At 68.4% G+C, this 25113-nt stretch carries 21 protein-coding genes; 10 read left to right on the forward strand and 11 right to left on the reverse strand.

What is annotated here, in order from left to right:
• Positions 1-24 precede the first annotated feature (24 nt).
• From AB5I40_RS01835 to AB5I40_RS01855, 5 genes are all read right to left on the reverse strand, one after another.
• Positions 25-1308: an ABC transporter substrate-binding protein gene (locus AB5I40_RS01835; RefSeq protein ID WP_370936661.1), complete on the reverse strand. Its 1284-nt coding sequence runs from the start codon at positions 1306-1308 to the stop codon at positions 25-27.
• Positions 1309-1346: 38 nt separating this feature from the next.
• Complete coding sequence (locus AB5I40_RS01840) at positions 1347-2174, reverse strand: carbohydrate ABC transporter permease (protein ID WP_370936662.1); 828 nt, start codon at positions 2172-2174, stop codon at positions 1347-1349.
• 3 nt (positions 2175-2177) lie between these two features.
• A complete protein-coding gene (locus AB5I40_RS01845) occupies positions 2178-3131 on the reverse strand; it encodes a carbohydrate ABC transporter permease (RefSeq protein ID WP_370936663.1) in 954 nt (317 codons plus the stop codon).
• On the reverse strand, positions 3128-4153 hold the full coding sequence (locus tag AB5I40_RS01850) for a LacI family DNA-binding transcriptional regulator (protein ID WP_370936664.1): 1026 nt from the start codon (positions 4151-4153) through the stop codon (positions 3128-3130). The genes AB5I40_RS01845 and AB5I40_RS01850 overlap by 4 nt, the downstream gene beginning before the upstream one ends.
• 189 nt (positions 4154-4342) lie before the next feature.
• A complete protein-coding gene (locus AB5I40_RS01855) occupies positions 4343-4894 on the reverse strand; it encodes a TetR/AcrR family transcriptional regulator (RefSeq protein ID WP_370936665.1) in 552 nt (183 codons plus the stop codon).
• Positions 4895-4961: 67 nt separating this feature from the next.
• Here AB5I40_RS01855 and AB5I40_RS01860 point away from each other — a divergent pair, with 67 nt between their 5' ends.
• From AB5I40_RS01860 to AB5I40_RS01870, 3 genes are all read left to right on the forward strand, one after another.
• Entirely contained in the window at positions 4962-5723 is a 762-nt protein-coding gene (locus AB5I40_RS01860) for an ABC transporter ATP-binding protein (RefSeq protein ID WP_370936666.1), read from the forward strand.
• Positions 5724-5994: 271 nt separating this feature from the next.
• Entirely contained in the window at positions 5995-7320 is a 1326-nt protein-coding gene (locus AB5I40_RS01865) for an FtsX-like permease family protein (RefSeq protein WP_370936667.1), read from the forward strand.
• Positions 7321-7344: 24 nt separating this feature from the next.
• A complete protein-coding gene (locus AB5I40_RS01870) occupies positions 7345-7671 on the forward strand; it encodes a putative quinol monooxygenase (protein ID WP_354735078.1) in 327 nt (108 codons plus the stop codon).
• Positions 7672-7914: 243 nt separating this feature from the next.
• Here AB5I40_RS01870 and AB5I40_RS01875 read toward each other — a convergent pair whose 3' ends face one another.
• Entirely contained in the window at positions 7915-8940 is a 1026-nt protein-coding gene (locus AB5I40_RS01875) for a LacI family DNA-binding transcriptional regulator (protein WP_370936668.1), read from the reverse strand.
• Positions 8941-9079: 139 nt separating this feature from the next.
• Here AB5I40_RS01875 and AB5I40_RS01880 point away from each other — a divergent pair, with 139 nt between their 5' ends.
• From AB5I40_RS01880 to AB5I40_RS01890, 3 genes are read left to right on the forward strand one after another with little or no spacing between them, the layout of a single operon-like run.
• Positions 9080-10417 carry an MFS transporter gene (locus AB5I40_RS01880; RefSeq protein WP_370936669.1) on the forward strand — a complete coding sequence of 446 codons (1338 nt, stop codon included), beginning with the start codon at positions 9080-9082 and terminating at the stop codon, positions 10415-10417.
• A gap of 26 nt (positions 10418-10443) precedes the next feature.
• Positions 10444-12501 (forward strand): hydantoinase/oxoprolinase family protein, encoded by a 2058-nt coding sequence (locus AB5I40_RS01885; protein WP_370936670.1) that lies wholly within the window; start codon positions 10444-10446, stop codon positions 12499-12501.
• Positions 12498-14075 carry a hydantoinase B/oxoprolinase family protein gene (locus tag AB5I40_RS01890; RefSeq protein WP_370936671.1) on the forward strand — a complete coding sequence of 526 codons (1578 nt, stop codon included), beginning with the start codon at positions 12498-12500 and terminating at the stop codon, positions 14073-14075. Before AB5I40_RS01885 ends, AB5I40_RS01890 begins: the two co-directional genes overlap by 4 nt.
• Before the next feature lie 31 nt (positions 14076-14106).
• On the opposite strand, the gene AB5I40_RS01895 is transcribed toward AB5I40_RS01890, so the two are convergent.
• Positions 14107-14517 carry an NUDIX domain-containing protein gene (locus tag AB5I40_RS01895; RefSeq protein ID WP_370936672.1) on the reverse strand — a complete coding sequence of 137 codons (411 nt, stop codon included), beginning with the start codon at positions 14515-14517 and terminating at the stop codon, positions 14107-14109.
• Between the two features lie 78 nt (positions 14518-14595).
• Between AB5I40_RS01895 and AB5I40_RS01900 the strand changes: the two genes are divergently transcribed.
• Entirely contained in the window at positions 14596-15102 is a 507-nt protein-coding gene (locus tag AB5I40_RS01900) for an HAD domain-containing protein (protein ID WP_370936673.1), read from the forward strand.
• Here the strand turns inward: AB5I40_RS01900 and AB5I40_RS01905 are convergent.
• Complete coding sequence (locus tag AB5I40_RS01905; protein WP_370936674.1) at positions 15094-15768, reverse strand: endonuclease V; 675 nt, start codon at positions 15766-15768, stop codon at positions 15094-15096. The genes AB5I40_RS01900 and AB5I40_RS01905 overlap by 9 nt on opposite strands.
• A gap of 158 nt (positions 15769-15926) precedes the next feature.
• Between AB5I40_RS01905 and AB5I40_RS01910 the strand changes: the two genes are divergently transcribed.
• From AB5I40_RS01910 to AB5I40_RS01920, 3 genes are all read left to right on the forward strand, one after another.
• The gene (locus AB5I40_RS01910; RefSeq protein WP_370936675.1) at positions 15927-16742 is read left to right on the forward strand and encodes a BPL-N domain-containing protein; all 816 of its coding nucleotides are present in this window, start codon (positions 15927-15929) and stop codon (positions 16740-16742) included.
• Positions 16743-16867: 125 nt separating this feature from the next.
• Positions 16868-21811, forward strand: coding sequence for an isopeptide-forming domain-containing fimbrial protein (locus AB5I40_RS01915; RefSeq protein ID WP_370936676.1), 4944 nt, complete (start codon positions 16868-16870; stop codon positions 21809-21811).
• A 43-nt stretch (positions 21812-21854) separates the two neighbouring features.
• Positions 21855-22388, forward strand: coding sequence for an AAA family ATPase (locus tag AB5I40_RS01920; protein ID WP_370936677.1), 534 nt, complete (start codon positions 21855-21857; stop codon positions 22386-22388).
• A gap of 6 nt (positions 22389-22394) precedes the next feature.
• On the opposite strand, the gene AB5I40_RS01925 is transcribed toward AB5I40_RS01920, so the two are convergent.
• The 3 genes from AB5I40_RS01925 to AB5I40_RS01935 form a co-directional block, all read right to left on the reverse strand.
• Positions 22395-23066: a hypothetical protein gene (locus tag AB5I40_RS01925; protein ID WP_370936678.1), complete on the reverse strand. Its 672-nt coding sequence runs from the start codon at positions 23064-23066 to the stop codon at positions 22395-22397.
• A gap of 94 nt (positions 23067-23160) precedes the next feature.
• Positions 23161-24321, reverse strand: coding sequence for a sulfotransferase (locus AB5I40_RS01930; protein WP_370936679.1), 1161 nt, complete (start codon positions 24319-24321; stop codon positions 23161-23163).
• Between the two features lie 10 nt (positions 24322-24331).
• Complete coding sequence (locus AB5I40_RS01935; protein ID WP_370936680.1) at positions 24332-25111, reverse strand: SDR family oxidoreductase; 780 nt, start codon at positions 25109-25111, stop codon at positions 24332-24334.
• Between the last annotated feature and the right edge of the window lie 2 nt (positions 25112-25113).

Raw genomic sequence — 25113 nt, forward strand, 5'->3', positions numbered from 1 at the left:
TCGCGAAGGACCCCGGCGCGGCGGTCACTTGCCGACGCTCTTCCAGCCGTCCTTCAGCTGCTGCGCCAGCGTGTTCGCGTCGATCTGGTTCGCCAGGAAGCGCTGGTAGGCGGGCGTCGCGACAGTGTCCTTCCACTGCGCGTACTTGCCGGCGAACAGATACGGCGCCGAGGTGAGGTACTTGCCCGAGGCCAGGATGGTGCTCCAGCCCTTCTTCGCGCCGAGCTTCTTGTCCAGCGCCTCACGCGCGGAGTTGCTCGCCGGGATCAGCGTGTCGGCCTCGTTGAGCGCGGCGAGGTTCTCGGTGCTGGTGAAGAAGTCCAGGAACTTCGCGGCCTGCTCGACGTGCTTGGAGTCCTTGTTGACCGACAGCGTCTGCGGGTTCGCCGCCTGCGCCGGTCCGGCCGGCCCGGCGATCGGCGGCAGCGCGACCCAGTCGAGGTCCTTCGGCGCGTCCTTCTCGATGTTCGCCGCCTGGTACGAACCCTGCACGGTCATCGCGACCTGGCCCGCGTAGAACGGGGCCAGCGCCTTGCCGCCGGACTGGGTCAGCGTCACCGGAAGGATCGAGTGGTCCGTCGCGTTCATGTCGTGCACCAGCTGCGGCAGCGCCATTTCGCCCTGGCCGACGCTGATCTGCGCCTGGTCGCCGGTGCCCTCGAAGTACTTGCCGCCGAACGCCGGGGCCATCGCCACGAACGTCGCGGTCGGGCTCGACAGGCCCCAGCCGAGGCCGTACTTGCCGTCCTTCGTGGCGGTCTTGGCCAGCTGGCGCAGCTGGTCCCAGGTCATCGTCTCGCCGGTCGGGACCTGCGCGCCGGACTGCTCCAGCAGCTTCTTGTTCGCGAAGACCACATAGGACTGCAGCTCGGTCGGGTAGGCGACGACCTTGCTGTCGACCGTCACCGAGTCGAGCACGCCCTTCGGGATGTCCGCGCGCTTCTGCTCGGACAGGTAAGGGGAGAGGTCGGCGAGGTAGCCGTCGGCGGCGAACGGCCCGATCCCGGCTGCCTCGTAGTGCACGATGTCCGGCGCGGTGCCCGCGTTGAACTGGGTGATCAGCTTGTCGTAGGCGCTGTCCCAGCCGGCCTGGACGACCTTCACCTGCGTGTCCGGATGCGCCTGGTTCCACGCGCCGACGATCTTGTTCGTGGCGGCGATCGCGGCGGGCTGGTCCGACAGCGACTGGAACGTGAGGGTGACCGGTCCGCCGTCCCCGCTGCCGCTGTCCGCGCCGCTGCCGCACGCCGCGGCGAGCAGGCTGGTGAGGGCGAGGCTGGCGGCGATGGCCGCGCGTCGTGTCTTCATCGACCGACCTTTCGAGGGTGTTTCCGATGGGGTGGGGCTCATCCCTTCACCGCCCCGGCCATGAGGCCGCCGGTGAGTTTCTTCCGCAGGAGGCTGAAGAAGGCGATGCTCGGGATCGCCGCGAGCACGGCGCCCGCGGCCAGCGGGCCGAGGGCGACCTTGCCCTCGCCGCCGATGAACATGGTGAGCGTGATCGGCAGCGTGTAGTTCTCCGGCGACTGCAGCAGCACCAGCGCGAAGAAGAACTCGTTCCACGACGACACGAAGCTGAACATCGCGGTCGCGACCACGCCAGGGGCCAGCAGCGGGAACACGATCGTGCGCAGCACGGTGAACCGCGTCGCGCCGTCCATCGCCCCGGCCTCCTCGAGGTCGACCGGGATCGCCGCGACGTAGCCCTGCAGCATCCACAGCGCGAACGGGAGGATGTAGGTGGTGTGCACGAGCGTCAGCCCGACGAGGCTGTCGGCGAGGCCGAGCGTCCGCAGCACGAGGAACAGCGGCAGGATCACCAGGACCACCGGGAACACCTGGCTGACCAGGATCCAGGTGACGCCCGCGATGCGCAGCTTTCCCTTGAGCCGGGCCAGTACGTAGGCCGCGGGCACCGAGATCAGGATCGCCAGCACGGTGCTGGCCAGCGCGACCAGCAGGCTGTTGAACGCCGAATGCAGCAGACCCTGGCGGGAGAGCGCTTCGCCGTAGTTGTCCCAATGCCATTCGCTCGGGATGAGGTTGACCGACAGCGAGTTCAGCTCCGCCGACGACTTCACCGACGCGGAAATCAGCCACAGCAACGGGAAACCGAGGAAGAGCAGGTACAGCACGAGAGCCAGGTACTGCGCGGGGCGCACGGACCAGCGCATCGCTCACCGCCCCCTTTCCGGGCGGTCGCCGCGGAACTGCGACCGCAGGTAGATCGCGAGCAGCGCGACGACCACGATGACGAGGACGAGCCCCATCGCGGCGGCGTAGCCGATCTCGCGGTTCTTGAACGCTTCGAGGTACACGAACAGCACCGGGACCATGGTCTTTCCGCCCGGGCCGCCCGCGGTGAGCACGTAAACGAGCGAGAAGGAATTGAAATTCCAGATAAAGTTCAGGGAAGTAATGGAGCTGACGATGGGGCGCATACTCGGCCACGTCACCGCAGTGAAGCGCCGCCATGCGCCAGCGCCGTCCACGGCTGCCGCTTCGTGCAGTTCAGTCGGGATCTGTTGCAGGCCAGCGAGAAGCGTCACGGTGGTCTGAGGCATGCCTACCCAGACGCCGACCACGATCACCGCGGGCAAGGCGGTGTTGAAATCGCCGAGCCAGTTGATTCCGTCCGGCAGGCCGATGCTGCCGAGGAATGCGTTCAGCGGACCGCCGTTGGCCGAGTAAATCATTTGCCACATAATCGCGACGACCACCGGCGGCATCGCCCACGGAATGAGTGCGAGCACTCGGGTGAGGCCCTGCAGTTTGAGGCCGGAGTTGAGCAGCAGTGCGAGGCCCATCGCGGCGGCCAGCTGCAGGACGGTCACCCCGACCGTCCAAATCAGACCGATCCGCAGCGAATCCCAGAACAGCGAGTTCCCGCCGAGGCGGACGAAGTTGTCGATCCCGGCGAAGCCGAAGTCCGGATGCCGCACCAGCCGCGTGTCGGTGAAGGCCAGCACGATGCCGATGACCAGCGGGGCCACCGACAGCACCAGGATCGGGATCAGTGACGGCATCACCAGCGCGATCGCCTCGCGCCGGCGCGTGCGGGCCTGCGTGGTCTTCTTCGGGCGCGGCGGGGGAGCGGGAGCGGCTCGCCTCGGCTGCGTCGCGGTGGTCATTCCGCGTCCTCCACGTTCTGGTCCACAGTGGACTCCCGGACGAACAGCTCGGTCCCGACCGAAATCTGCTGGGCCGGGGCGTCCGCGTCGTCGGCGAGCCCGAGCATCAGCCGGGCGGCGGCGCGCCCGCGCTCGGCCGAGCCGAGGGACACGCTGGTCAACCGGGGGAGGAAGACCTGCCCGAGCTCGGTGTCGTCCATGCCGGTGACGGCGACGTCGCGCGGGATGCTGAGCCCCAGTTCCCGGGCGGCGCGGATGGCCCCGATGGCGAGCAGGTCGTTGGCCGCGACGATGGCGTCCGGCCTTTCTGGACGGTCGAGCAGCTTCCGGGCGGCCTCGATCCCTGCCGCGACAGTGAAATCGGCGGCGACCTCGACGTCCGTCTTGGCGGCGAAGTCCTTTGCGGACACCGCTTCGTCGAACCCGCGCTGCCGCGAGGAGCCCGGCGTGGTGTCGAGCGGCCCGTTGAGGAAGCCGATCCGGCGGCGGCCCAGCGAAACGACGTGCTGCACCGCCGCGCCGATCCCGGCGGCGGAATCCGTGGAGACCGAACTGATCCCGCGGTCGCTCATCGCGCGGCCGATCACCACGACCGGCACCGGCGCCTGGCCGATCTGCTCGATCAGCTCGTCGTCGGTGCGCAGCGGGATGACGATCATGCCGTCGACGAACCCGCCGTGCAGGCTGTGCATGAGTTCGGTGGTCGAGGATGCGGTGTCCCCCGTGGACATCACCACGACCCGATACCCGTGCGGCGCAAGGACTTCGTGAATTCCGCGCATGATCTCGACGTAGACGGGGTTGCCGATGTCGGCCACCGCGAACGCGATCTGCGAAGTCTTCTTCAGCCGCAACGACCGCCCGATCGCGTCCGCGCTGTACCCGAGTTCCGCCGCGGCCGCGCGCACGCGCTCGACCATCGCCTTGCTGGCGCCGGTCCCGTGCAGCGCGCGCGAGGTCGAAGCCAGCGACACGCCGGCGCGCTCGGCCACCTGGATCAGCGTGGCTCGGGTTGACGTCATCGTCCCTCCCAGTCGGACACGGCGAGCAACAGTGCGGATACCGCTGTTGGAAACGTTTCCAGTCTGCGGACTGGATGGATTGGAAACGTTTCCAAGCGGTGCCGGGATCATGTCACCCGGATGGCGGACGTGTCAACGGAGCTGGTGCGACGTCCCGGGATCTGTGACTGCAGCGTGACGTGCGCTGGTCTAGACGGAACGCCAATCGGCGCGGACCACATCCGCCGCCGAGGGAGCGTTGTCGGGATCGGTCAGCCACTGCAGCGCGGTCCCGACCAGCAGCGAGTAGTAATGCGCGCCGATCGCGTGGACGTCCTTCGGATCCGCGTCCGGCCCCAGATCGCCGAATGCGCGCGCTAGCCCGACGCGCGCCAGCTGCTGCCCTTCGGCATTGATCTTCCGGACCTTCTCGTCGTGCTGCAGGTAGCTGACGCTCTCGAAGTTCACGAACCACAGCTCGCGGTGTTCGCGGATCGACTCGATGATCCGCGCCCAGCGCTGCTCCGGCCCGGCCTTCTCGTCGTCCGGGTCGGAGAGGACGGCGAACAGCATTTCGCCCCACTCGGTGTTGAGGTCGGACAGCGCCTGTGTGAGCAGCTGTTCCTTCGAGCCGAAGTGGTAGTTGATCGACGCCTGGTTGGCCCCGGAGGCGGCGACGAGGTCACGCACCGTCGTGCGCGCGTAGCCGGCTTTGAGGAGGCATTCCCGGGCGGCGGTGATCAGGTTCTCGCGGTGTCCCACGCGTGCTACCGTATCATGTAAACGTTCGTTTTAAACGTTCATTCAAACTCTCTGGGAGGACTGGAAGATGACCGCACCCGCGATCCGCACCAGACGGCTGCGCTGCCGCTTCGAAGGCGAAGGCGGCCCGGTCGACGCACTGCGCGGCGTGGACTTGGACGTCCCGCGCGGCGCCTTCGCGGCGATCATGGGCCCGTCGGGCTCAGGGAAGACGACATTGCTTCACTGCGCGGCTGGCCTTCGCACCCCGACCGAAGGCACCGTCGAACTGGACGGCGCTGATCTGTCTGCTTTGGACGAACCGCGCCTGGCCGAGCTGCGGCGCCAGCGGATCGGGTTCGTGTTCCAGCAGTTCAACCTGCTGCCCGCGCTGACGGCGGAGGAAAACATCGAACTGCCGTTGCGGTTGGACGGTCGCCGCCCGGACCCGCAGCGCACCGCGGCGTTGCTGGCACAGGTCGGTCTGGCACAGCGCGGGGGACACCGTCCTGGGCAGTTGTCCGGCGGGCAGCAGCAGCGGGTGGCTGTGGCGCGGGCGCTCGTGACGGATCCGGAGGTGGTTTTCGCCGACGAACCGACTGGCGCACTGGACATCCGGAGCGCGCGGGAAGTGCTGGGCTTGCTGCGGCATCTGGCGGACCGAGGCCAGACGATCGTGATGGTGACGCATGACCCGGTGGCCGCGTCTTATGCCGACGCGGTGCTGTTCCTGGCGGACGGGCTCGTGGTCGATCAGCTGGCCCGGCCGACTGCCGCGGCGGTGGCGAACCGGATGGCTGTGCTTGTCGAATCCGCCGAGCGGGCGGCGAACGCGGTGGGTGCTCGGTGATGCGGCGCGAAAGCCGAGTGGCGACAGGAAGAGTGAAGGGGCTCGACGTGGTGGGACTTGCTTTGGGGCTGGTCGGTGATGCCGTGGCGACCGGCCGGGTGGCGTTCGTCGAGAGGTCGAGTGCGGCGGCCATGCGTTCGAGGGGGAATTGACATGTTGAAACTCGCTCTACGGCTGGTCGGTGATCATCGTGTCGCTGCCGTGGCGTTCGTCGAGGCAGCGCGCTCGGTGAGATCGAGTGCGACGGCAGTGCATTCGAGGGGGAATTGACATGCTGAAACTCGCTCTGCGGCTCTTCGGCCACCACCGCGCGGCCGCCGTAGCCACCGGTCTGGTCGCGCTCGTCGGGATGGCGCTGGTGGTCGCGATGACCGCCCTGCTCGGCACTGGTCTCTCCGGCAGCACTGCTCCGGCCGATCGGGGATTTCTCACCCAGTTCCCGCTCATCCTGGGCGGTTGGGTGGTGGCGATCGTCGTGTTCGCGATGGTGTCGACGATCGGCGTCACGCTCGCCGCGCGGTCCGGCGAGATCGGAGGGTTGCGGCTGATCGGTGCGGCGCCGCGGCAAATCCGGGTGCTCGTCTCGATGGAAACTCTCGCGATCACCGCGGTGGCCGCGCTGCCCGGTCTGGGGCTCGGCTACCTGCTGGGGTTCCTTTTGCTGACCGGGGTCCGTTCGTCCGGGCTCACCGCGTCGAGCACGTCGTTCGCTCCTGGGATCGTGCTGCCGCTGGCCGGTGTCGTGGTCGTGCTGCTGGCCGGAGTGCTCGCGGCGTGGATCGGCAGTCGCGGTCCGGCTCGGCGCAGTCCGGTCGAAGAAGATTCCGGACCGCGCCGGGTCAGGTCGGCGCGGCCGCGGCGGATTGCCGCGATCACCTTGCTGGCAGCGGGTTTCGGCTCGGCGAGCGCGGTGCTGGCCTTGCCCGCTGACAACATCGCGACGACCGGGATGACCGGACCAGCCGTGGTGTTGTGCTCGATCGGATTCGCGATCCTCGCGCCGGAACTGATCACCGTGGCGAACCGGGTCGTCGGCCGCCTCTCGCGCGGGGCGAAGAGCGCCGAAGCGCATCTGGCGGGCGTGAACCTGCGCGCCGCGCCGGAACGAGCCCGTCCGATCGTCACCTTCCTGACGCTGCTGGTCGGCGTCTCCGCGGGCACGTTGGCCATGCAGGGCATCGAAAATCAGCACAGCGTCCCGGGCAGCACGGCTGACGTCCTGGCGTCGATCAACTACCTGGTGGTTGTGCTGATCTCGCTGTTCATGGCGATCGCGCTGACCAACAACCTGGTGGCCACGATCGGCGACCGCCGCACGGAATTCGCGACGCTGTCGCTGATCGGCTCGACCGTCCGGCAGGTGCGCGGCGTGCTCCTGCGCGAAACCGCTGCCGCGACCCTGCTGGCGATCGTCGTCGCGGTGGTGGGTTCGGTGTTGTGCGTGCTGCCGTTCTCGATTGTCAAGACGGGCGGTCCAGCGGCGGCGTTCGGTGCCACGCCGTTTGTGGTGAGCGCAGTTTTCGGGGGAGGCGTGGTGTTGCTGGTGACGTCGGTGGCCGGAGCACGGGTGATTCGCGCCGCGGCGGTGGCCGGGTAGCCGGTCGCTTGCGATACTCGGGGCATGATTTTGATCGTCCTCAAAGCACAGATCCGCCCCGAGAAGCGAGCCGAATGGCTGGAAGGCATCGAACGCTACACCGCGAACGTGCGGAGCGAACCGGGCAATGTGTCGTTCGACTATTACCAGAACGGCGGCGACGAGAACGAATTCGTGATGGTCGAGGTCTTCGCCGACAGTGCCGCCGGGGACGCGCACGTCGCGACCGCGCACGCGCAGGAGTTCTTCCCGTTCATGTCGACAGTCGTGGCGAAGAAGCCGGAGATCAATTACCAGAATCTCGATGGCGCGGCGTGGTCGGAGATGGCTGAGGTCACCCCGGTGGACTAGCGGCGCGCCGTGAAGGGAACCGTGCTGGACTCGGAGTAAATGGCAGGAACTTAAGACGTCGCTCGGGGTGGGGTTGAGACGGGTCTGTGCAGTCCGTAGCGGCTGGCGGGCCTGGGAGTTTCTTGCCGAGGGGCCGGTGCGGGCGGCGGAGGCTGGGTTGTCGTACGTGAGGGGAACCCTGAGGGAATCTGATTCCCTCAGGGTTCCCCTCACGGCACACTCGCCGAGCAACGAAGCCCGGCGTCACTCACGTCGCCTGGTTGATTCCCGCAACCGCAGTTCCGGAGCCAGGAACACCGGCCCGGCAGGTGTCTCGGCTCCGGACAACCGCGCCAGCATCAACTCCACCGCCTGCTCGGCCAGCGCTTCGTGCGTCAGGTCCATCGCGGTGATCGGCGGCATGCTCATGCGGGCGTGTTCGCTGTCGGTCAGCGCGGCGAGCAGCAGATCGTCCGGGACGCGCAGGCCTTGCGCGGCAGCGGCATCGGCGATCAGCGGGGCGAAATCGCTTGTCGCGACCACGATCGCGTCCGGCCGGTCCGGGCCGGACAACAACGGTTGCACCAGTTCGGGCACGTCGCGCTGGGTCAGGCCTTCGCTGAGCAACGCGGTCCGCGGCGACAGCCCGCGCAGTTTGCACCACGCCAGGTAGGTTTCGCGCGGACGCCGGTTCCAGGCGTTGTCCTCGGTGCCGGACAACAGAAGCACGTCGCGCGCGCCTTGCTCGTAGAGGTGGTCCAGCAGTGCTTCGACCACCGGCGGATAGTCCAGCCGCACCGCCCACGGGAGGTCCGGCTGTTCCGGGTCCTCCTCGACGGTCACCACGGGCAGGCCCCGGCCGAGCAGTTCGGCCAGCGCGGTGTCGCCGCCGTAGGGGTGGGCCACGATGCAGCCGTCCATCGGCACGCTCGCGACCGCGGGGTCGTGCAGGTCGGGCACGTGGATCAGCCCGGTCTTGTGCCGCAGCATCTCGGTCGCGATCGACCCGACGAGCCGGTTGAACGTCTCGGCCCGGTCGGGCGTGCCGGCCACCGCGTAGCGCGGCCGTAGGATGAGCCCGACCAGCCCGGACCGGCCGGTGCGCAGCGAGCGCGCGTTCGGGTTCGGGTCGTAGCCCAGCTCCGCGGCGGCCTCGCGCACCCGCGCCTTCGTCGCCGCCGAAATGGGCCTGCGGCCGGAAAGCGCGTGCGAAACCGTGCTGATCGAGACCCCGGCGCGCTCGGCGACCTCCCGGATCGTCACCGGCCGCTTGCCGCTCGCCGTTTCCACTCCTCGCACCCTTTCGCCCTGCCTCCGGACGGCCCAGTATCGCCCACCGGCCGGCGGACGAGGTCTTGACACCGCGACGGCGCGCGGGTTTGATGCCGCGAAAGCTCATCAAAACGTTTTGATGATGATAGGAGGCGCCATGGCCGCCCCGCACGAGCCCGCCCCGCCCACCTCCGCCGCCGCGCCGACCGTCGGCGACGTCTGCACCGGCATGCGGCTGACCCGGCGACATTGGCTGGCCGGTTCGGTGCTGTTCTTCGCGTTCGTCGTCGAGGCCTGGGAACAGGTCGGCCTGGTCTACGTCTCGAACGGGATCGCGGGCGAGTTCGGCGTCGACAACACGAAACTCGGCTGGGCGCTGTCCGCGGTCGCGTTCGGCATGGTGCCCGGCGCGCTGCTGTGGGGCGGGCTGATCGACCGGCTCGGCCGCCGCCGAGTGACGGTCGCGAGCCTGCTGATCTACGCGGTGCTCGCGCTGGCCGCAGGGTTGTCGCCGGCGTTCTGGCCGTTCGTCGTGCTGCGGTTCCTCTCCGGTGTCGCGTTCGGCGGGGTCTACGCGGTCACGTTCCCGTATTTCCTCGAACTGCTGCCCACCGCCCGTCGTGGCCAAGGTGCTGTCGCGCTCAGCATCGGGTTCCCGATCGGCACGCTGCTGTGCATCGGCGTGAGCCAGTCGCTCGGCATGATCAGCTGGCGCGCCGTCGCGGTGGTCGCCGCGCTGGCCGGGCTGTGGGCATTTGCCGTGCTGCGCTGGGTGCCGGAATCGCCGTACTGGCTCGCTCGGCGCGGTCGGCACGCGGAAGCTGCGACCGTGCTACGCGGTCTCGGCGCGGATATTCCTGCTGACACAAGGTTTTCCGTCGAGGACGCCGATCGCAAGGCAGGCGCGGTGCGCAACCTCTTCCGGTCGCCCGTGCGGCGGCGGTTCCTGCCGCTGCTGCTCACGTCGTTCACGTTCAGCTGGGGCTACTGGGGGTTGCAGACGTGGCTGCCCGTCCTGCTGCAGAACCGCGGGCTGAGCGTGTCCGGCGCACTGTGGTTCGTCGCGGTGACCCAGGTCGTGTCCGTGCCCGGCTACCTGCTCGCCGCGTGGCTGACCCGCCGCCACGGCCGCAAGCGGATCTTCCTGCTGTTCGCACTGGCGTCAGCGGTCGGCGGAGTGCTGTTCGGCCTCGCCACCGGGTCGACGCAGCTGTACGCGGGCAACCTGATCCTCGCGTTCTTCTCGCTCGGCGCCTGGGGCATCTGGAACACCTGGTCGGCCGAGGTGCTGCCGACCGGGCTGCGCGGCGTCGGCTACTCGTGGTCCACCTCGGCGATCCTGCTGGCCAACACCGTTTCGGTGCCGGTGATCGGCGCGATGATGGACCACGGCGTCGCGTCCTCGCTGACTGTCGCGTCGATCGTCGCCTTCCTCGTCGTCGCGCTTCTCGCCGTCCTTCCGCTGCCCGAGACCGAGGGTCGCGCGCTCACCTGATTTCCCTTATCGGACAAGGAGTTCCCATGACCTACCGGGTCGCCATGGACATCGGCGGCACCTTCACCGACGTGGTCGTCCACGACGGCGCGACGCAGCGGCTGCGCGCGGGCAAGGTGCTCACCACCCCCGACGACCTCGCGCGCGGCGTTTTCGGCGCGCTCGAAGGATTCGACCTGCCGTTCGCCGACATCGAGTTCTTCGTGCACGGCACCACGCAAGGCCTGAACGCGCTGCTCGAACGGCGCGGCGCGAAGGTGCTGATCCTGACCACGCGGGGGATCGGCGACGTGTACCGGATCGCGCGCGGCAACCGAAACCGGCTGTTCGACCTGCACTACCGCAAGCCCGAGCCGCTCGTCGGGCCGGAAGCTGTCGCGGAGGTCGCCGGACGGCTCGACGCCACCGGTGCCGAACTCGAACCGCTCGACGAGGACGCGGTGCGGCTGGTCGCGAAACGCGTGCGCGAAGAGGGTTTCGAGGCCGTCGCGGTGTGTTTCCTGTTCTCCTACTTGGATTCCGGGCACGAACGCCGCGCGGGAGAGATCCTGCGCGACGAACTCGGCGATGACGCGCTGGTCGTGCTCTCCCACGAGGTCGCGCCGGAATGGCGGGAGTACGAGCGGACGTCGACCGCGGTGCTGGAGGCCTACACCGGCCCGTCTGTGCACCGCTATCTCGACCGCATCGAAGCGCGGTTCACGGAGAAGGGCCTGCACGTCCCGGTGCACGTCATGCAGTCCTCCGGCGGTCTGGTCAACGCCGGGTTCGCGCGGCGGCATCCGTTGCAGACGCTGCTTTCCGGCCCGGTCGGCGGCACGATGGGCGGCGTCGCGGCGGCGAAGCTGCTCGGCCGTCCCGACCTGATCTGCGTGGACATGGGCGGCACCTCGTTCGACGTCTCGCTGGTGATGGACTACGCCGCCGACGTTTCGCCGGACGGCGAGGCGGAGGGATTCCCGCTGCTGATGCCGCTGGTCAACCTGCACACGGTCGGCGCGGGCGGCGGTTCGCTCGCCTACGCCGAGGGCGACGCGCTGCGCGTCGGCCCCGAATCGGCGGGTGCGGTGCCCGGCCCGGCGTGCTACGGCCGCGGCGGGACGCAGGCGACGGTCACCGACGCGAACTGCGTGCTCGGCCGCGTCGATCCCGAATCGTTCGCCGGCGGGGGAATGCCGCTCGACCTCGACGCCGCGCAGACGGCCGTCGCGACGCTGGCGCAGCAGCTCAGCATGGACCCGGTCGAACTGGCGTCCGGCATCTGCGACGTCGGCAACGCCAAGATGGCGCAGGCGATCCGCACCCTGACCGTCGAACACGGCCGCGAGCCGGGCCAGTTCGCGCTGCTCGCGTTCGGCGGCGCGGGACCGATGCACGCGGCGTTCATCGCACAGGAAATCGGCATCACCGAGGTGATCGTGCCGCGGTTCCCCGGCGCGTTCTCGGCGTGGGGCATGCTCGAGGCGGACGTCCGGCGGGACTTCACCATGCAGTTCTTCGCCAACGGAGCCGAACTCGACACCCGCGCCCTGCGCACGGCGCTCGACTCGCTGCGCGATCAGGCACTGGAAGCGTTGCGGGAGCAGGGAATCTCCGAGGACCGCCAATCGGTGACCCACGGCGTCGACATGCGGTACGAAAGCCAGGACTACACCCTGACCGTGCCGATCCTGGACTCCGATCCCGTCGACAGTCCCGATTTCCTGCCCGCCGTCGAGGCGCGGTTCGCCGAGATCCACCACCAGCGCTACGGCCACGCCACCCCTGGCGCGCCAGTGCAGTTCGTCGCGCTCCGCACCACCGGCCACGGCGTCGTCGACCGCGCCGCGGCTTCTGCGGAGACGATCGTCGAACAACCTGAGTCCGTTGTCCGCGACGTCGTTTTCGCCGGACAGGCTGTGCCCACCACGATCGTGGCGCGCGCCTCGCTCGCCCCCGGCAGCCGGTTGCCCGGGCCCGCGATCGTGCACGAGGAAACCGCCACCACGGTCGTCCCGCCGGACGCCGAACTCGCCGTCGACGACCACGGCTTCCTGGTCGTCACCCTCGCGGCCGCCGACCACCTGCAGGAGGAGCACGCGTGAGCATCAGCCCCGTCACCACCGAAATCATCCGCTCGGCGCTGATCCAGGCGGCCGAGGACATGAACATGACCCTGATCCGGTCCTCCTACACGCCGACGATCTACGAGGGCAAAGACTGCGCCGTCGCTTTGCTGGACCGGCGCCACCGCGTCCTCGGCCAGTCGTCCGGGCTGCCGATTTTCCTGGGGAATCTGGAGATCTGCACGAGCCACACCGAGGACCTGTTCGGCGCGGACGTCTGGCAGCCGGGCGACGTCTGGGTGCTCAACGATTCCTACATCGGCGGCACGCACCTCAACGACTGCACGGTTTACGCGCCGATTTTCGTCGGCGACGAACTGGTCGGCTTCGCGGCTTCGCGGGCGCATTGGATCGACATGGGTTCCAAGGATCCTGGCGGTTCGATGGATTCCACGAACATCTATCAAGAGGGCCTCCGGATGGGCCCGACGCGGATCGTCGCCGGCGGGGTCGAATGCGCCGACATCCTGCGGTTGATCGAGACGAATGTGCGGTTCCCGTACGTGACCCTCGGCGACATGCGCGCGCAGATCGCCTGTGCCCGGATGGGCGTGCGGCGGCTCGGCGAGCTGTTCGCCCGTTACGGCGCGGAAACCGTCGACGCCGCGCGCGAGCAGATCTTCGCCCAGACCGAACGGCTCGAACGTGAACGCATCGCGGCGATCCCGGACGGCGAGTACGAGGCGACTGGGTATTTGGACAACGACGCGATCGACCCGGACACGCCGCTGAAGGTGCGCGTGCGAGTGGCCGTCGAGGGCGAATCGATGACGATCGACCTCACCGACTGTGCCGACCAGGCCACCGGCCCGGTGAATTGCGGCCGCTCCCAAGCGATTTCGGCGGCGCGGGTCGGCTACAAGCTGCTGATCTCGCCGCAGGTGAGCCTCAACGGGGGCTCGTTCGCGCCGCTGGACGTCCAGGTCCGCGACGGGTCGATGCTCGGCGCGCGGGAGCCCGCCGCGTGCCAGTACTACTACTCCAGCCTCGGCATGCTCATCGATCTCGTCGTGGCCGCGCTCGCGCCCGCGATGCCGGACCGCGTCGCCGCGGCCAGCTACGGCGATTCGATGATCGTGCAATTCGCCGGTGAGCATCCGCGGACGGGGGAGCCGTTCGTGACTCTGGAGGCGACCGTCGGCGGCTGGGGCGCCTGGGAAGGCGGCGACGGGGAAACGGCGCTGATCAACAACGTCAACGGGTCGCTGCGGGACCTGCCGGTGGAAGTAGTCGAAACGCTGTATCCGGTGCGGGTGAACGAATACCGCATCCGCACCGGCTCCGGCGGCGCGGGCCGCTGGCGCGGGGGCGACGGGGTGATCCGGGAGTACGTGATGGAGGCGGACCAGGACCTGTCGCTGTGGTGGGAGCGTTCGGTGACGCCCGCGTGGGGTCTGTTCGGCGGGTCGTCGGGGGCGCCGCCGCGGGTGGTGCTGAACCCTGGCACGCCGGAGGCGCGAGAGATGTTGAAGGTGAACAGCCTCCGGGTGCATCGAGGGGATGTGCTGCGATGCGAGTCGGGTGGGGGAGGGGGATACGGGACGCCTGCGTAGGTGTAGCGCGGGGATTCCGCGAGGTGACTGTCTACTGTGGAGCTTCAGCGAGCAGCCCGACCTCGTGCAGATGATCGAAGATGACCTGGTCGACCGGGGACACCCGGCCCCGGTCGGGGTAGGTCAGCCAGACGATTTCCTCGATCTCGCTGCTAGGAGCGAGGGTCCCTCGGTAGTCGGCGGTGTAGCAGGTCATCCGGACCACGATGCCCGTCGCGTGACCGTGGGCTTGAGCCTGGAAGGTGCCGAAATGCCGGGCGCTTTCGGGCTTGACGGCGACGGTGAGCTCCTCGTCGATCTCGCGGACGAGAGTCTGGAGATCGGTCTCCCCGGGTTCGCGTTTGCCGCCGGGGAGGTAGTAGACGTCTTTGCCTCGGGAACGAGTGCTGAGAACCCTGCCCGCGTCGAACGTGATCCAGGCGATCTTGTCGATGACGGTCAACGGGTTTCCTTCCGGGCTTTTGTCGAGTGAAGATAGCTGGCGCGGGCTTGCGGCTCAACTGGATATGCTGGCAGCGCAATGGAATCGACTGAGTCTTCCCTTGACGGCCGTCGCTCGTTGGTGTTCCTCGATGTCGACGGAACGCTGCTGCCGTTCGGCCCTGCGCCCGGGCGTGAACCGCTTGAGCCGGGTCCTCTGCTGGATCGACTCGATCCGCGCTGGGGGATCCGGCTCGCCGCGCTGCCTGCCGAATTGGTGTGGGCGACGACGTGGGAAGAAGAAGCCAACACCGAGATCGCGTCGCGGCTCGGCTTGCCGCCGCTGGCGGTCGTGCGCTGGCCGGAGCTCTCGGCGGCGGAGGTGCGCGAAATCCGGTGGTTCGGTGTGCACTGGAAGACCCGGACGCTGGTCGAATGGGCGGACGGACGTCCCTTCGTCTGGGTCGACGACGAGATCGCCGACACGGATCGGGAGTGGGTGCGTGCCCGCCATCCCGGTCGTGCACTGCTGTATCGCGTCGCTCCGGATCTCGGTCTCGTGGAGGAGGATTTCGTGGTGATCGGCGAATGGCTTCGGTCATCGTGAGAGCTGGCGCTCCGCCAACGCCTTGCGGCACAAGGAATCAGCCCGGCGAGTCGTCTCCGGCAGGCGGTAGTTCCGTGCCAAGGCCAACGTCGCGTCGCTGGTCTCCGCCAAGCCGATCCGGTGGCCGGCCGAAACGAAGACCGGCTTGACTCCGGTCCGCGTCCGCAGTGCACGCCCGACGACCTCGGCGTCGTCGAGCAGCGGAGCCCAATCGCCGCGCGCTGGTCCGGGCTGGTCGTAGGCGAAGGTGAACGGCGTTTTGGCGACCCCGGCGGTGCGGAGGCCGGTCAGGACTCCGAGGTGGCTGGCCAGGCCGAGCCGCCGCGGGTGGGCGAGGCCGTAGCCGTCGCAGAGGACCAAATCCGGGCGGTGGCGGAGTGCGGCCAGAGCGTCCAGGACGGGCGGGAGTTCGCGGAAGGCCAGCAAGCCGGGTACGTAAGGAAAGCTGACTTGTCCGGCCGCCGTCGTTTCCTCCACGGTTTCGAGCGAGGTGCAGTCGACGAGCACGGCGGCCGCGACGACCAGGTCCCGTTCGTCGTCGTAGGCGACGTCGACGCCCGCTACCAGGGCGCCGTCGGAAAGGGCCGGGCCGGTCGGGTCCACGAGGACGCGCAGGCGGTCTTGTTCGGCAAGGGCGTCGGCCTCGGTGGCGGGCCAGGCTGGCATGGGGTTCCTCGCGGAGTGGCAGGACGACCAGGTCCTGCGGCACGATCGGTGACAGGCGGAAGCGCCGACCCTATCAGGCTCGAAAGTGTGACCGTTACCAAAAGCTAATCGTTAGTGCTACGGTACGGCGGCGGCGATCACGAGGAGAGAGAAAACCCATGCCTGGTACGGACCTCAGGCCCGGCCGTCGGCCAGCGATTCCGGGGCGGCTGCGGTGGCTGGCCGGGCTCCTCTCGGCCGCCGCTTTGCTGGCGGTGGGCTGTGGCCAGCCGGAGGCGGTGGCGGAAAAACCTCCGGCGCGGACTGCGGAAGCGCCGCTCGCGCTGGTCTACAACGGACCGCAGGGATGCGCGGATTGCGGGCCCGCGGCGGCTGATCTGCTGCGCCGGGCGCCGCAGCATTTCCGGGTCGAGTACGTCGGGCCGGGCACCGGGAAGCCGCTGACCGCGGCCGTGCTGGCGAAGGCGCAGTTGTACGTCCAGCCGGGCGGCGGCCAGGATCTCGACCGGACTTGGCAGGACCTGGACGACTCCGCCGACGCGGTCCGCGACTGGGTCCGGAACGGCGGCAGCTACCTCGGCCTGTGCTTCGGCGGCTATCTCGCGGGCCGCGATCCGGGGTTCGGCCTCCTGCCCGGAGACACGCACGGGTACGCGGGTTCTCCCGGTTCCACGGTCCCGGACGAGCGCGACACCGTCATCGAGGTCAGCTGGCGGGGGAAATCGCGGCACATGTATTTCCAGGACGGGCCAGCCTTCCGGCTGGACGAAGGTTCCCACGCGACCGTGCTGGCGACCTACACCAACGGGGCGCCCGCGGTGGCCGTCACCCCGTACGGCAAGGGGCGGGTCGGCGTCAGCGGGCCGCATCCGGAAGCCGACGCCTCCTGGTACGACGAGAAGGGGCTCACCAATCCCGACGGCGTCCAGATGGATCTGGCCTACGAGCTGATCCAGGCGACTGTCTCGCGGTAAGGGAAATGCCCGCGCACGAATGTTTTTCGCGGCCGGACAATTTCGGGTGAACTCAAGCGGGTGACTTGTGCGCCCCGCCGCGCTTTCGAGTTGTCGGCCGGGGTGCGCGTTGATTCGATGCGATCATGGTGCGCTGGGCGGGTGGGAGCGGGAAAGCGGTCCGGCGGTTAGCCGTGCGGGTTCTCGTGACGGCGGTCGCCGTATCAGGTCTGGTGGTGGGCGGCGCTGTTCCCGCGTCGGCGGAGACGTGGCCGGTGGAAGGCGAGCAGAGCCCGTCCGCATTCGACTGCGACCATCTTTATTACAGCAATTTCCGCTCGGGCATGCAGTTCCGCACCGACGCCGCGGGCGACGCCGAGATCGAGAACACCGTGATCAGCAAACGGGCCGGCGCGGGCCTGCCGGATTACTGGTCGACTAATATGGCGCTCGGCAAGGATCCCGACACCGGCCGTCCCGCGGCGTTCTATTCCAGTTACACGAGCGCGAACCGGAAGCTGTACAAACACGTTTCCGGAACGGACCGGGCCACCGACGAGATCGCCGCCGGCCAGACCCGCGACCTGCCCGCCGGGGCGAACTGGGGCGGGACCGCCGCGGATCCGAACACCGGGATGCTCTTCGGCGCGCAGAACGGCGGCGCGCCGAAACTGTTCGGGATGAACCTGGCGACCGGCGCGACGACCGTCTGGACCAGGGGCTCGAACCTCACGCCGGTGCCGTCCAACGATCCCGTCTTCCTCGGCGGATCCCTGGTGCCGGATCTCTTCGTGGACGCCGACGGCGGCGCGTACTACGGCATTTCCTACGGCGGCTCGACCTACGTGTACCGGCTCGATCCGGCGACCGGGACCACCACGCGGGCGGTGCACGTCGTCGGGCCGGGGTCGAGCAACGGGTTCAACAACTACGGAATGGCCTACTTCCACGGTTCGATCTACCTCGGCTACTACGGCGGCGCACTGTACAAAGTGGACCCGAAGACCGGCGCGTCGACGCTGGTGCCCGGCGGCAACGCCCAAGACAACCAGGTCGGCCGGATCAAGTCCGAATCCGGCGGCTCCTGGCCGATCACCGACCTGGCCAGCTGCTCGATCGCGCCGAACCTGACGTCCCGCCTCGTGGTGCGCAAGACCGCCAGCGAGCAGGCCGCGAAGCCGGGGGACACCGTGCGGTACACGGTGACGATCAGCAACGAGGGCGACGCTCCCGCCCCGGCCGCCAGGCTGACCGACGACCTGAGCGCGGTCCTCGACGACGCCGCGTACAACAACGACGCCGCCACCACGAACGGTGGCGCGCCGACGCCGACCCAGCCGAGCTACGACAGCCGGAAGCTGACCTGGACGGGACCGATCGCGCCGGGCGAGACCGTCACCATGGCCTATTCGGTGACCGTGGGAAATCCGCCCGGCGGGGACAAGAAGCTGACCAATGTCGTGACGGTCCCGGAAAGCAACTGCGCTGAGCCGTCGAAGGATCCCGCGTGTTCGACGGTCGTGCCTATTGCCGCTTTGAAGATCGCGAAGCACGCGTCGCCCGCCAACCCGAGCCCGGGGAGCATCGTCTCGTACACGGTCACCGTGACCAACGACGGCCAAGCTGATTGGCCAGGAGCGCGGGTCACCGACGATCTGACCGACGTCCTCGACGACGCCACCTACAACAACGACGCGCGTGCAACCGGATCCGGCACGGTGACCTACGACCCAGGCCGCGCGCTGCACTGGACCGGCGACGTCGCGGCGGGCACCACGGTCGCCATTACGTACACCGTGACCGTCGGAGATCCGCCGCGCGGAAACCGTCGCCTGACCAACCGGGTGGTGGGCCCGGACGGCTCGAACTGCGGCACGGACCCCTCCTGCACCACGGACGAACCGATTTCCGGCTTGGTGATCCGGAAATCGGCCGCGCCCGCCACCGCGAAGCCGGGCGACACAGTCACATACACGATCACCGCCGAGAACATCGGCGGCGCGACGGCGACCGCGGTCCACCTGACCGACGATCTCACCGGCGTGATCGACGACGCCGGCTACAACAACAATGCCGCCGCCACCCTCGGCGGCACTCCCACGCCCAGTCAGCCGGGATACGACCCGAACACCGCGAAACTGACGTGGACCGGCGACATTCCCGCCGCCCAGACCGTCACGATCCGCTACACCGTCACCGTGGCGTCGCCGCCGCGCGGGGACCGCAAGCTGCGCAACACCGTGACCGGCCCGGAGGGATCGAACTGCCCGCCGAACAGCACGGACTGCACCACCGACACTCCCATCGGCGCGCTCGAAATCAAGAAGACCGCGGACAAGACCGACGCCAAGCCCGGCGATCGCGTCAGCTACACCGTGACCGTGCGGAACATCGGCGAGGGAGCGTATCCCGGAGCGTCGTTCACCGACGACCTCTCCGGTGTCCTGGATGACGCGACGTGGAACAACGACGCGACAGCCACGTCGGGCACCGCCTCCTTCGCCGCGCCGCGATTGCACTGGACGGGCGACGTTCCGGCCGGTGCGACCGTGACCGTGCGCTATTCCGTCACCGTCGGCACCCCGCCCGCTGGCGACAAGCGGCTGCGCAACCTCGTCACCGGACCGGACGGTTCGACGTGCCCGCCCGGCAATACTGACCCGGACTGCGGTACTGACACCGGGATCGGCACCCTCGAACTGTCGAAGACCGCCTCGCCCGCGACGGCGCAGCCCGGCGACAAGGTCACGTACACGGTGACCGCGCGAAACCCAGGCACCGCAACCTATCGAGGTGCGCGTTTCACTGACGACCTGAGCCGTGTCCTGGACGATGCGACCTACAACCAGGACGCCAAGGCCACCCCGGGCACCGTCACCTATGCGGAACCCACCTTGACGTGGACCGCCGACCTGCCCGCTGGCGCGACCGCGACGATCACCTACTCGGTCACTGTGAGCTCAACGCACGCGGGGGACAGCGAACTCCGCAATGCGGTCACCGGCCCGCCCGACTCCAGTTGCCCGCCCGGCAACACGGAGCCGGAGTGCAATCCGGTGACTCCGGTCGCGCGCCTGCACGTCAAGAAGACCACGAGTCCGTCTGAGCCACGGCCCGGGGACACTGTCACCTATAACGTTCTGGTGGCCAACGATGGCAAGGCCACTTACCACGGCGCGTCCGTCACCGATGACCTGACTGGTGTTCTCGATGATGCGAGCTACAACAACGATGCTCGTGCGACGAGTGGCGCAACTGCTTATGCCGCACCGAAACTGACGTGGAATGGCGATGTCGAGGCGGGTGCGGCGGTGACGATCACGTACACCGTCACCGTGCACAATCCGCCGACCGGCGACAAGAAGCTCGTCAACGCGGTGACTGGCGGCGATTGCCTGCCGGGCGGTCATGATCCGGATTGCGGGACGGTTACTCCGTTGCCAGCACTGAAGGTCAAGAAGACCGCGAGCCCGGCGAATCCACGGCCCGGCGACACTGTCACCTATACCGTCTCGGTGGCCAACGACGGGAAGGCCGCCTATCGTGACGCGTCCATTGTCGATGATCTGACTGGTGTTCTCGATGATGCGAGTTACAACAACGATGCTCGCGCGACCAATGGCACAACTGCATACGCTGCACCGAAACTGACCTGGAACGGGGATGTCGAGCCAGGTGCGTCGGTGACAATCACGTACACCGTCACCGTGCACAATCCGCCGACCGGCGACAAGAAGCTCGTCAACGCGGTGACTGGCGGTGATTGCCTGCCGGGTGGTCATGATCCGGACTGTGGGACGGTCACGCCGTTGCCAGCGCTGAAGATCACGAAAACCGCGACCCCCGCCGAGATCAAGGCGCGCGATCGGGTCAGCTATACGATCACCGTCGAGAACGTTGGCGAGGCTGAGTACCGGGCCGCGTCGTTGACGGACAATCTCGCGGGCGTGCTCGACGACGCGACCTACAACGGCGACGCCAAAGCGGACACCGGAACCGTCGCCGTCGCGCCGCCGAGTCTGACGTGGACGGGTGACCTGGCGAAGGGAGCCAGCGCGACCATCACGTATTCCGTCACTGTCACCAACGCAGGCGACCACCGGCTCGTCAACACGGTCACCGGAAGCGGGTCGAACTGCCCGGAGGGGTCGACCGATCCGGATTGCCGGGTCGTGCTGCCGAAACCGCACCTGCGGATCACCAAAACCGCCGATCCCGCGATCGCTCAACCGGGCGGGAAGGTCACCTACACCGTGACCGTCCGCAATACCGGCGAGGCACCGCAACCGGACGCACAGTTCACCGACGACCTGTCCGGAGTCCTGGACGATGCCGCCTACAACGGAGATGCCAAGGCGACCGCGGGAGACGTCCGCTACCAAGCCCCGCGTCTACAGTGGACTGGACCCGTCGAGGCGGGTGCGGAGGTCACCATTACGTACTCGGTGACCGTCGGGGATCCGCCGCGTGGCGACAAGATCCTGCGCAACGCCGTCACGAGTCCGGACGACACGAACTGCCTGACCCGGGACCCGGCTTGCGGCACGGAAACCCCGGTGCGCGCGATGACCATCACCAAGCGCGCAGGCGTGGCGACGGCGAAACCGGGGGAGAAGGTCGCCTACACCGTCGATATCGCCAATACCGGAACGGCCGCCTACCCGGACGCTGCGTTCGTCGACGATCTCTCCGACGTTCTGGACGACGCCACCTACAACCAGGACGCCAAGGCCACCAGCGGAACCGTCGACGAGAGCGGTTCGCGGCTGACTTGGCACGGGAAGCTGGCAGTCGGCCAGACCGTCACGGTCACTTACTCGATCACCGTCAAACCCGATGCCGCTGCCGGGAGTCATCTGCGCAACGTCGTGGTCTCGGCTGATCCGGGAACCAGTTGCGTCACCGGTGCCGAACCTGGCTGTTCCACCGACACTCCGGTGACACCTCCGACCCCAGGGATTCCGCCGACCACACCGCCGCTCGCCTCGACGGGCACGCCGATCCGGGATCTCCTCTTCAGCTCGCTGTTCAGCTTGCTGGCCGGTTTCGCGGTGCTGGTCGCCACCCGGCGACGCAGGCATCGAGGCTGAAATTCGTTGGCGGACCGCTGACGAAGAAGGCAGGGTCCGGGGCGTGCCGATCTTCGTGGTGACCGGAATCCAAGCGGCGGGCAAGTCGACGGTGGCGCAGGCGCTCGCCGAGCGGTTGCCGAAATCCGTCCACGTGCGCGGTGACGCGTTCCGGCGCATGGTGGTCAACGGCCGGGTCGAGATGGGCCCGGCCGACCCGCCCGCCGAGGCGATCCGGCAGCTCCGGCTGCGGTACGCGCTCGCGGCCCAGGTCGCGGCCGGGTACGCCGAGGCCGGGTTCACCGCGGTGCTGCAGGACATCGTGCTCGGCGAACACCTGACCGAGCTGGTCGACGCGCTGCGGACGCGGCCCTGTTACGTCGTGGTTCTCGCACCGAGCGCCGAGGTGGTAGCGCAGCGCGAGGCTGCGCGAGGGAAGATCGCGTACCAGCCGGGCGACACGGGCATCGCCGGGCTGGACGCGTACCTCCGCGAGAAGACCCCGCAGATCGGGCTGTGGCTGGACACCTCGGAGCTGACGGTCGAGGGAACTGTCGACGAGATTCTCGCCAGGGCCGAGGCTGAAGCGGCGGTCTGACGGGGGTCAGTTCGGCGGCTGCTGCGGGCCGTCGCCCGGGTTGGGCTGCGGCGGCTCGGGCTGGGAGTGACCGGGCTGTTCCGGCTGGGGGTAGCCGGGCTGCTGCTGGAAGTAACCGGACTGCTGGCCGGGCTCCGGCGCGGGGTAACCGGGCTGGGGCTGACCCGGCTGGCCGGGCTGGGGCTGACCCGGTTGAGCAGGCTGACCGGGCTGAGGCTGGCCCGGTTGCGCATAACCAGGCTGCGCGTACCCGGTCTGCGGATACCCGGGCTGGCCGTAACCGCCCTGCGGAGCGAACCCGGGCTGCCCGCCCATCGGGTACCCGCCCGGCGCGAAACCGGGCTGCGGCGCACGGCCGCCCTTCGCGACCGCCAGCACGACCAGCAGCCACGACAGCACCTCGAGCAGGTTGAGCGGGATGCCGACGGCCAGGAAGATCGTCGACATCTCGGAGCTGCTCAGGTGATCCGACGCCATCCAGGACGCGACGTTCGTCAGCATGAGCTGCCAGGCGATGTTCAGCGCCGTGGTGACGAGCATGACCGCGAAGGCGGCCACCATCAGCCCGGAGCCGCCGCGCGAGCGCCGCCCGATCGAGAGGATCAGGCCGAACAGCCCCACGATCAGCAGCAACGCCTGCGGGAGGATCTGGAGGATCGTGTTGGTGAAGGTCGTCATACCTGCTCTCCGCTCAAGGAACGTCGGGCAGATCCTAGGGGGCGGCCCCGGGCGGCGTGGCCGGTTCGCCGAAGATGCCGGTCTCGAAACGGCTTCAACTTCGGTGCGCGGCACGGTATCCGGCGAACCGCTCGTCGACCTCCCCGGCGGTCAGGCCGAAGTCGGCGAGGTCGTAGCGGTGCCTCGGTTTCGCGTCCCCGGTGCGGCTCCGCTCGTGCAGCGTCGTCATCGCGTCGCGGGCTTGCGGGGCGAGGTCGAGGCCGAAGTGCTGGTAGACGCCCTCGACAGTGCCGATCGGGTCGGCGACGAAGTCCTCGTACCGGACGTCGCAGAACTGCGCGGGGTTGTGCCGGGCGCGAGCGGCGGCGAACTGTTCGGCGCCGCGGGCCCACAGGTCTAGCTGGCTCCGTCCGACGACCTCGCCGCGGAAAGTGTCCGACCAGCCCTCTGAAGCCTGTTCGGTCAGGCTGCACACGGACGCGATGATGGTGCTGGGCGCGCGATGGGTCTGCACGACGAGCGCGTCCGGGTAGACCTCCATCAGCGCGTCGAGCGCGAACAGGTGGCTCGGGTTCTTGAGCACCCAGCGGCGGCCGGCGTCGGGCAGGCCGATGAGCTGCAGGTTGCGCCGGTGCCTGCGGTAGGCGTCGGTCCAGTCCTGTCCGTCGAGCCAGCGCGAGTAGCCGGGCACGTGCGCGAGGCATTCGTACGACACGGATTTCAGCGACTGCCGCAGCAGCTGCCAGCATTCCTCGACCTGGTCCGCCGACATGTGGTGCAGGCCCATGAATTCGGGATGTTCGACGTGGTGCTGTTCGTAACCGGCCTGAATCGCTTGGAACACCGGGTTTTCCGCCCAGGTTTCGCGCGGCGGGCGCGGCTGCGGCATTTCGGTCAGCCACACTTCGAGACCCTGGTGCGCCGGGTCTTCGGTCAGCAGTCGGTGCAGCGCGGTCGTCCCGGTGCGCGGCAAGCCGGTGACGAAGATGGGCCGCTCGATGGGTACGTCGGCGTATTGCGGATTCTGTTTCCACGAAGCTTCGCTGAGCAGCCGAGCGACCAACGCACCGCGCAGGAACGCGCGATGGACTTTGTTGCCATAGGGCGTCAAATCGGCTTCGGTGGCATAGGAATCGAGCAGCACGCGCAGTCCTTCGAGATGCTCGTCTCCGCCGAAATCGTCGAGGCCGGTGAGTTTCGCGGCGGACGCGTGGAGGTCTTCGACCGTGCCGACGCTGTCTCGTCCTGGACGCATGGTCTTCCCCTCAGTGGTGGTATTCGCCGGCGTTCACGTCGAGGCATTGCCCGGTGACGCAGCGGGCGAGCGCGGACGCGAGGAACACGACGGTGTCAGCGATCTCGTCCGGTTCCGGGAGGCGGCGCAGGTCGATCGTCTCCGCCGTTTCCTGGTACACCTGCTCCGCGGGCACGCCGCGTTCCTTGGCCAGGTAAGCGAAATACCACTTGAGCGAATCCGCCCAGATGTAGCCCGGGGCAACGGAATTGACCCGGATTCCGCGCGGGCCGAGTTCCGACGCGAGGCTTTGCGCGAGTGCGAGCAGGCTCGCCTTGGCCATTTTGTACGCGCCGAAAGTACGCCGCGAATGCCGCAGCACCGCCGAGTTGATCATCACGACTGAACCGGCGCTCTCGGCGAGCGCGGCGGTGCAGAGCCGGGTCAGCCGGAGCGCGGCGAGCACGTTCGTTTCGAAGCCGGCGCGGACCGCGTCCAGATCGACTTCGGCGAGGTCGGTGATCGGCGGAATGGCGAAAGCGTTGTTCACCAACGTGTCCACCCGCCCGAACTCGCTCACCGCGGTTTCGACGAGCTTGGTCGCCGAAGCATCGTCGGTGATGTCGGTGGGCACCGAGACGGCGCGTCGGCCGAGTGCTTCGACCTCGGTTTTGACTTCGGCGAGCCGGGATTCGGTGCGCGCCGCGAGGACGACGTCGGCACCGGCAGCGGCGGAGCGCAACGCGATCGAGCGGCCCAGCCCCGGGCCGATACCAGAAACGAGAACGACTTTGCCAGTAAGAAGATCCATGG

The organism is Amycolatopsis sp. cg13, assembly GCF_041346965.1.
In the GTDB taxonomy this organism is placed as follows: domain Bacteria; phylum Actinomycetota; class Actinomycetes; order Mycobacteriales; family Pseudonocardiaceae; genus Amycolatopsis.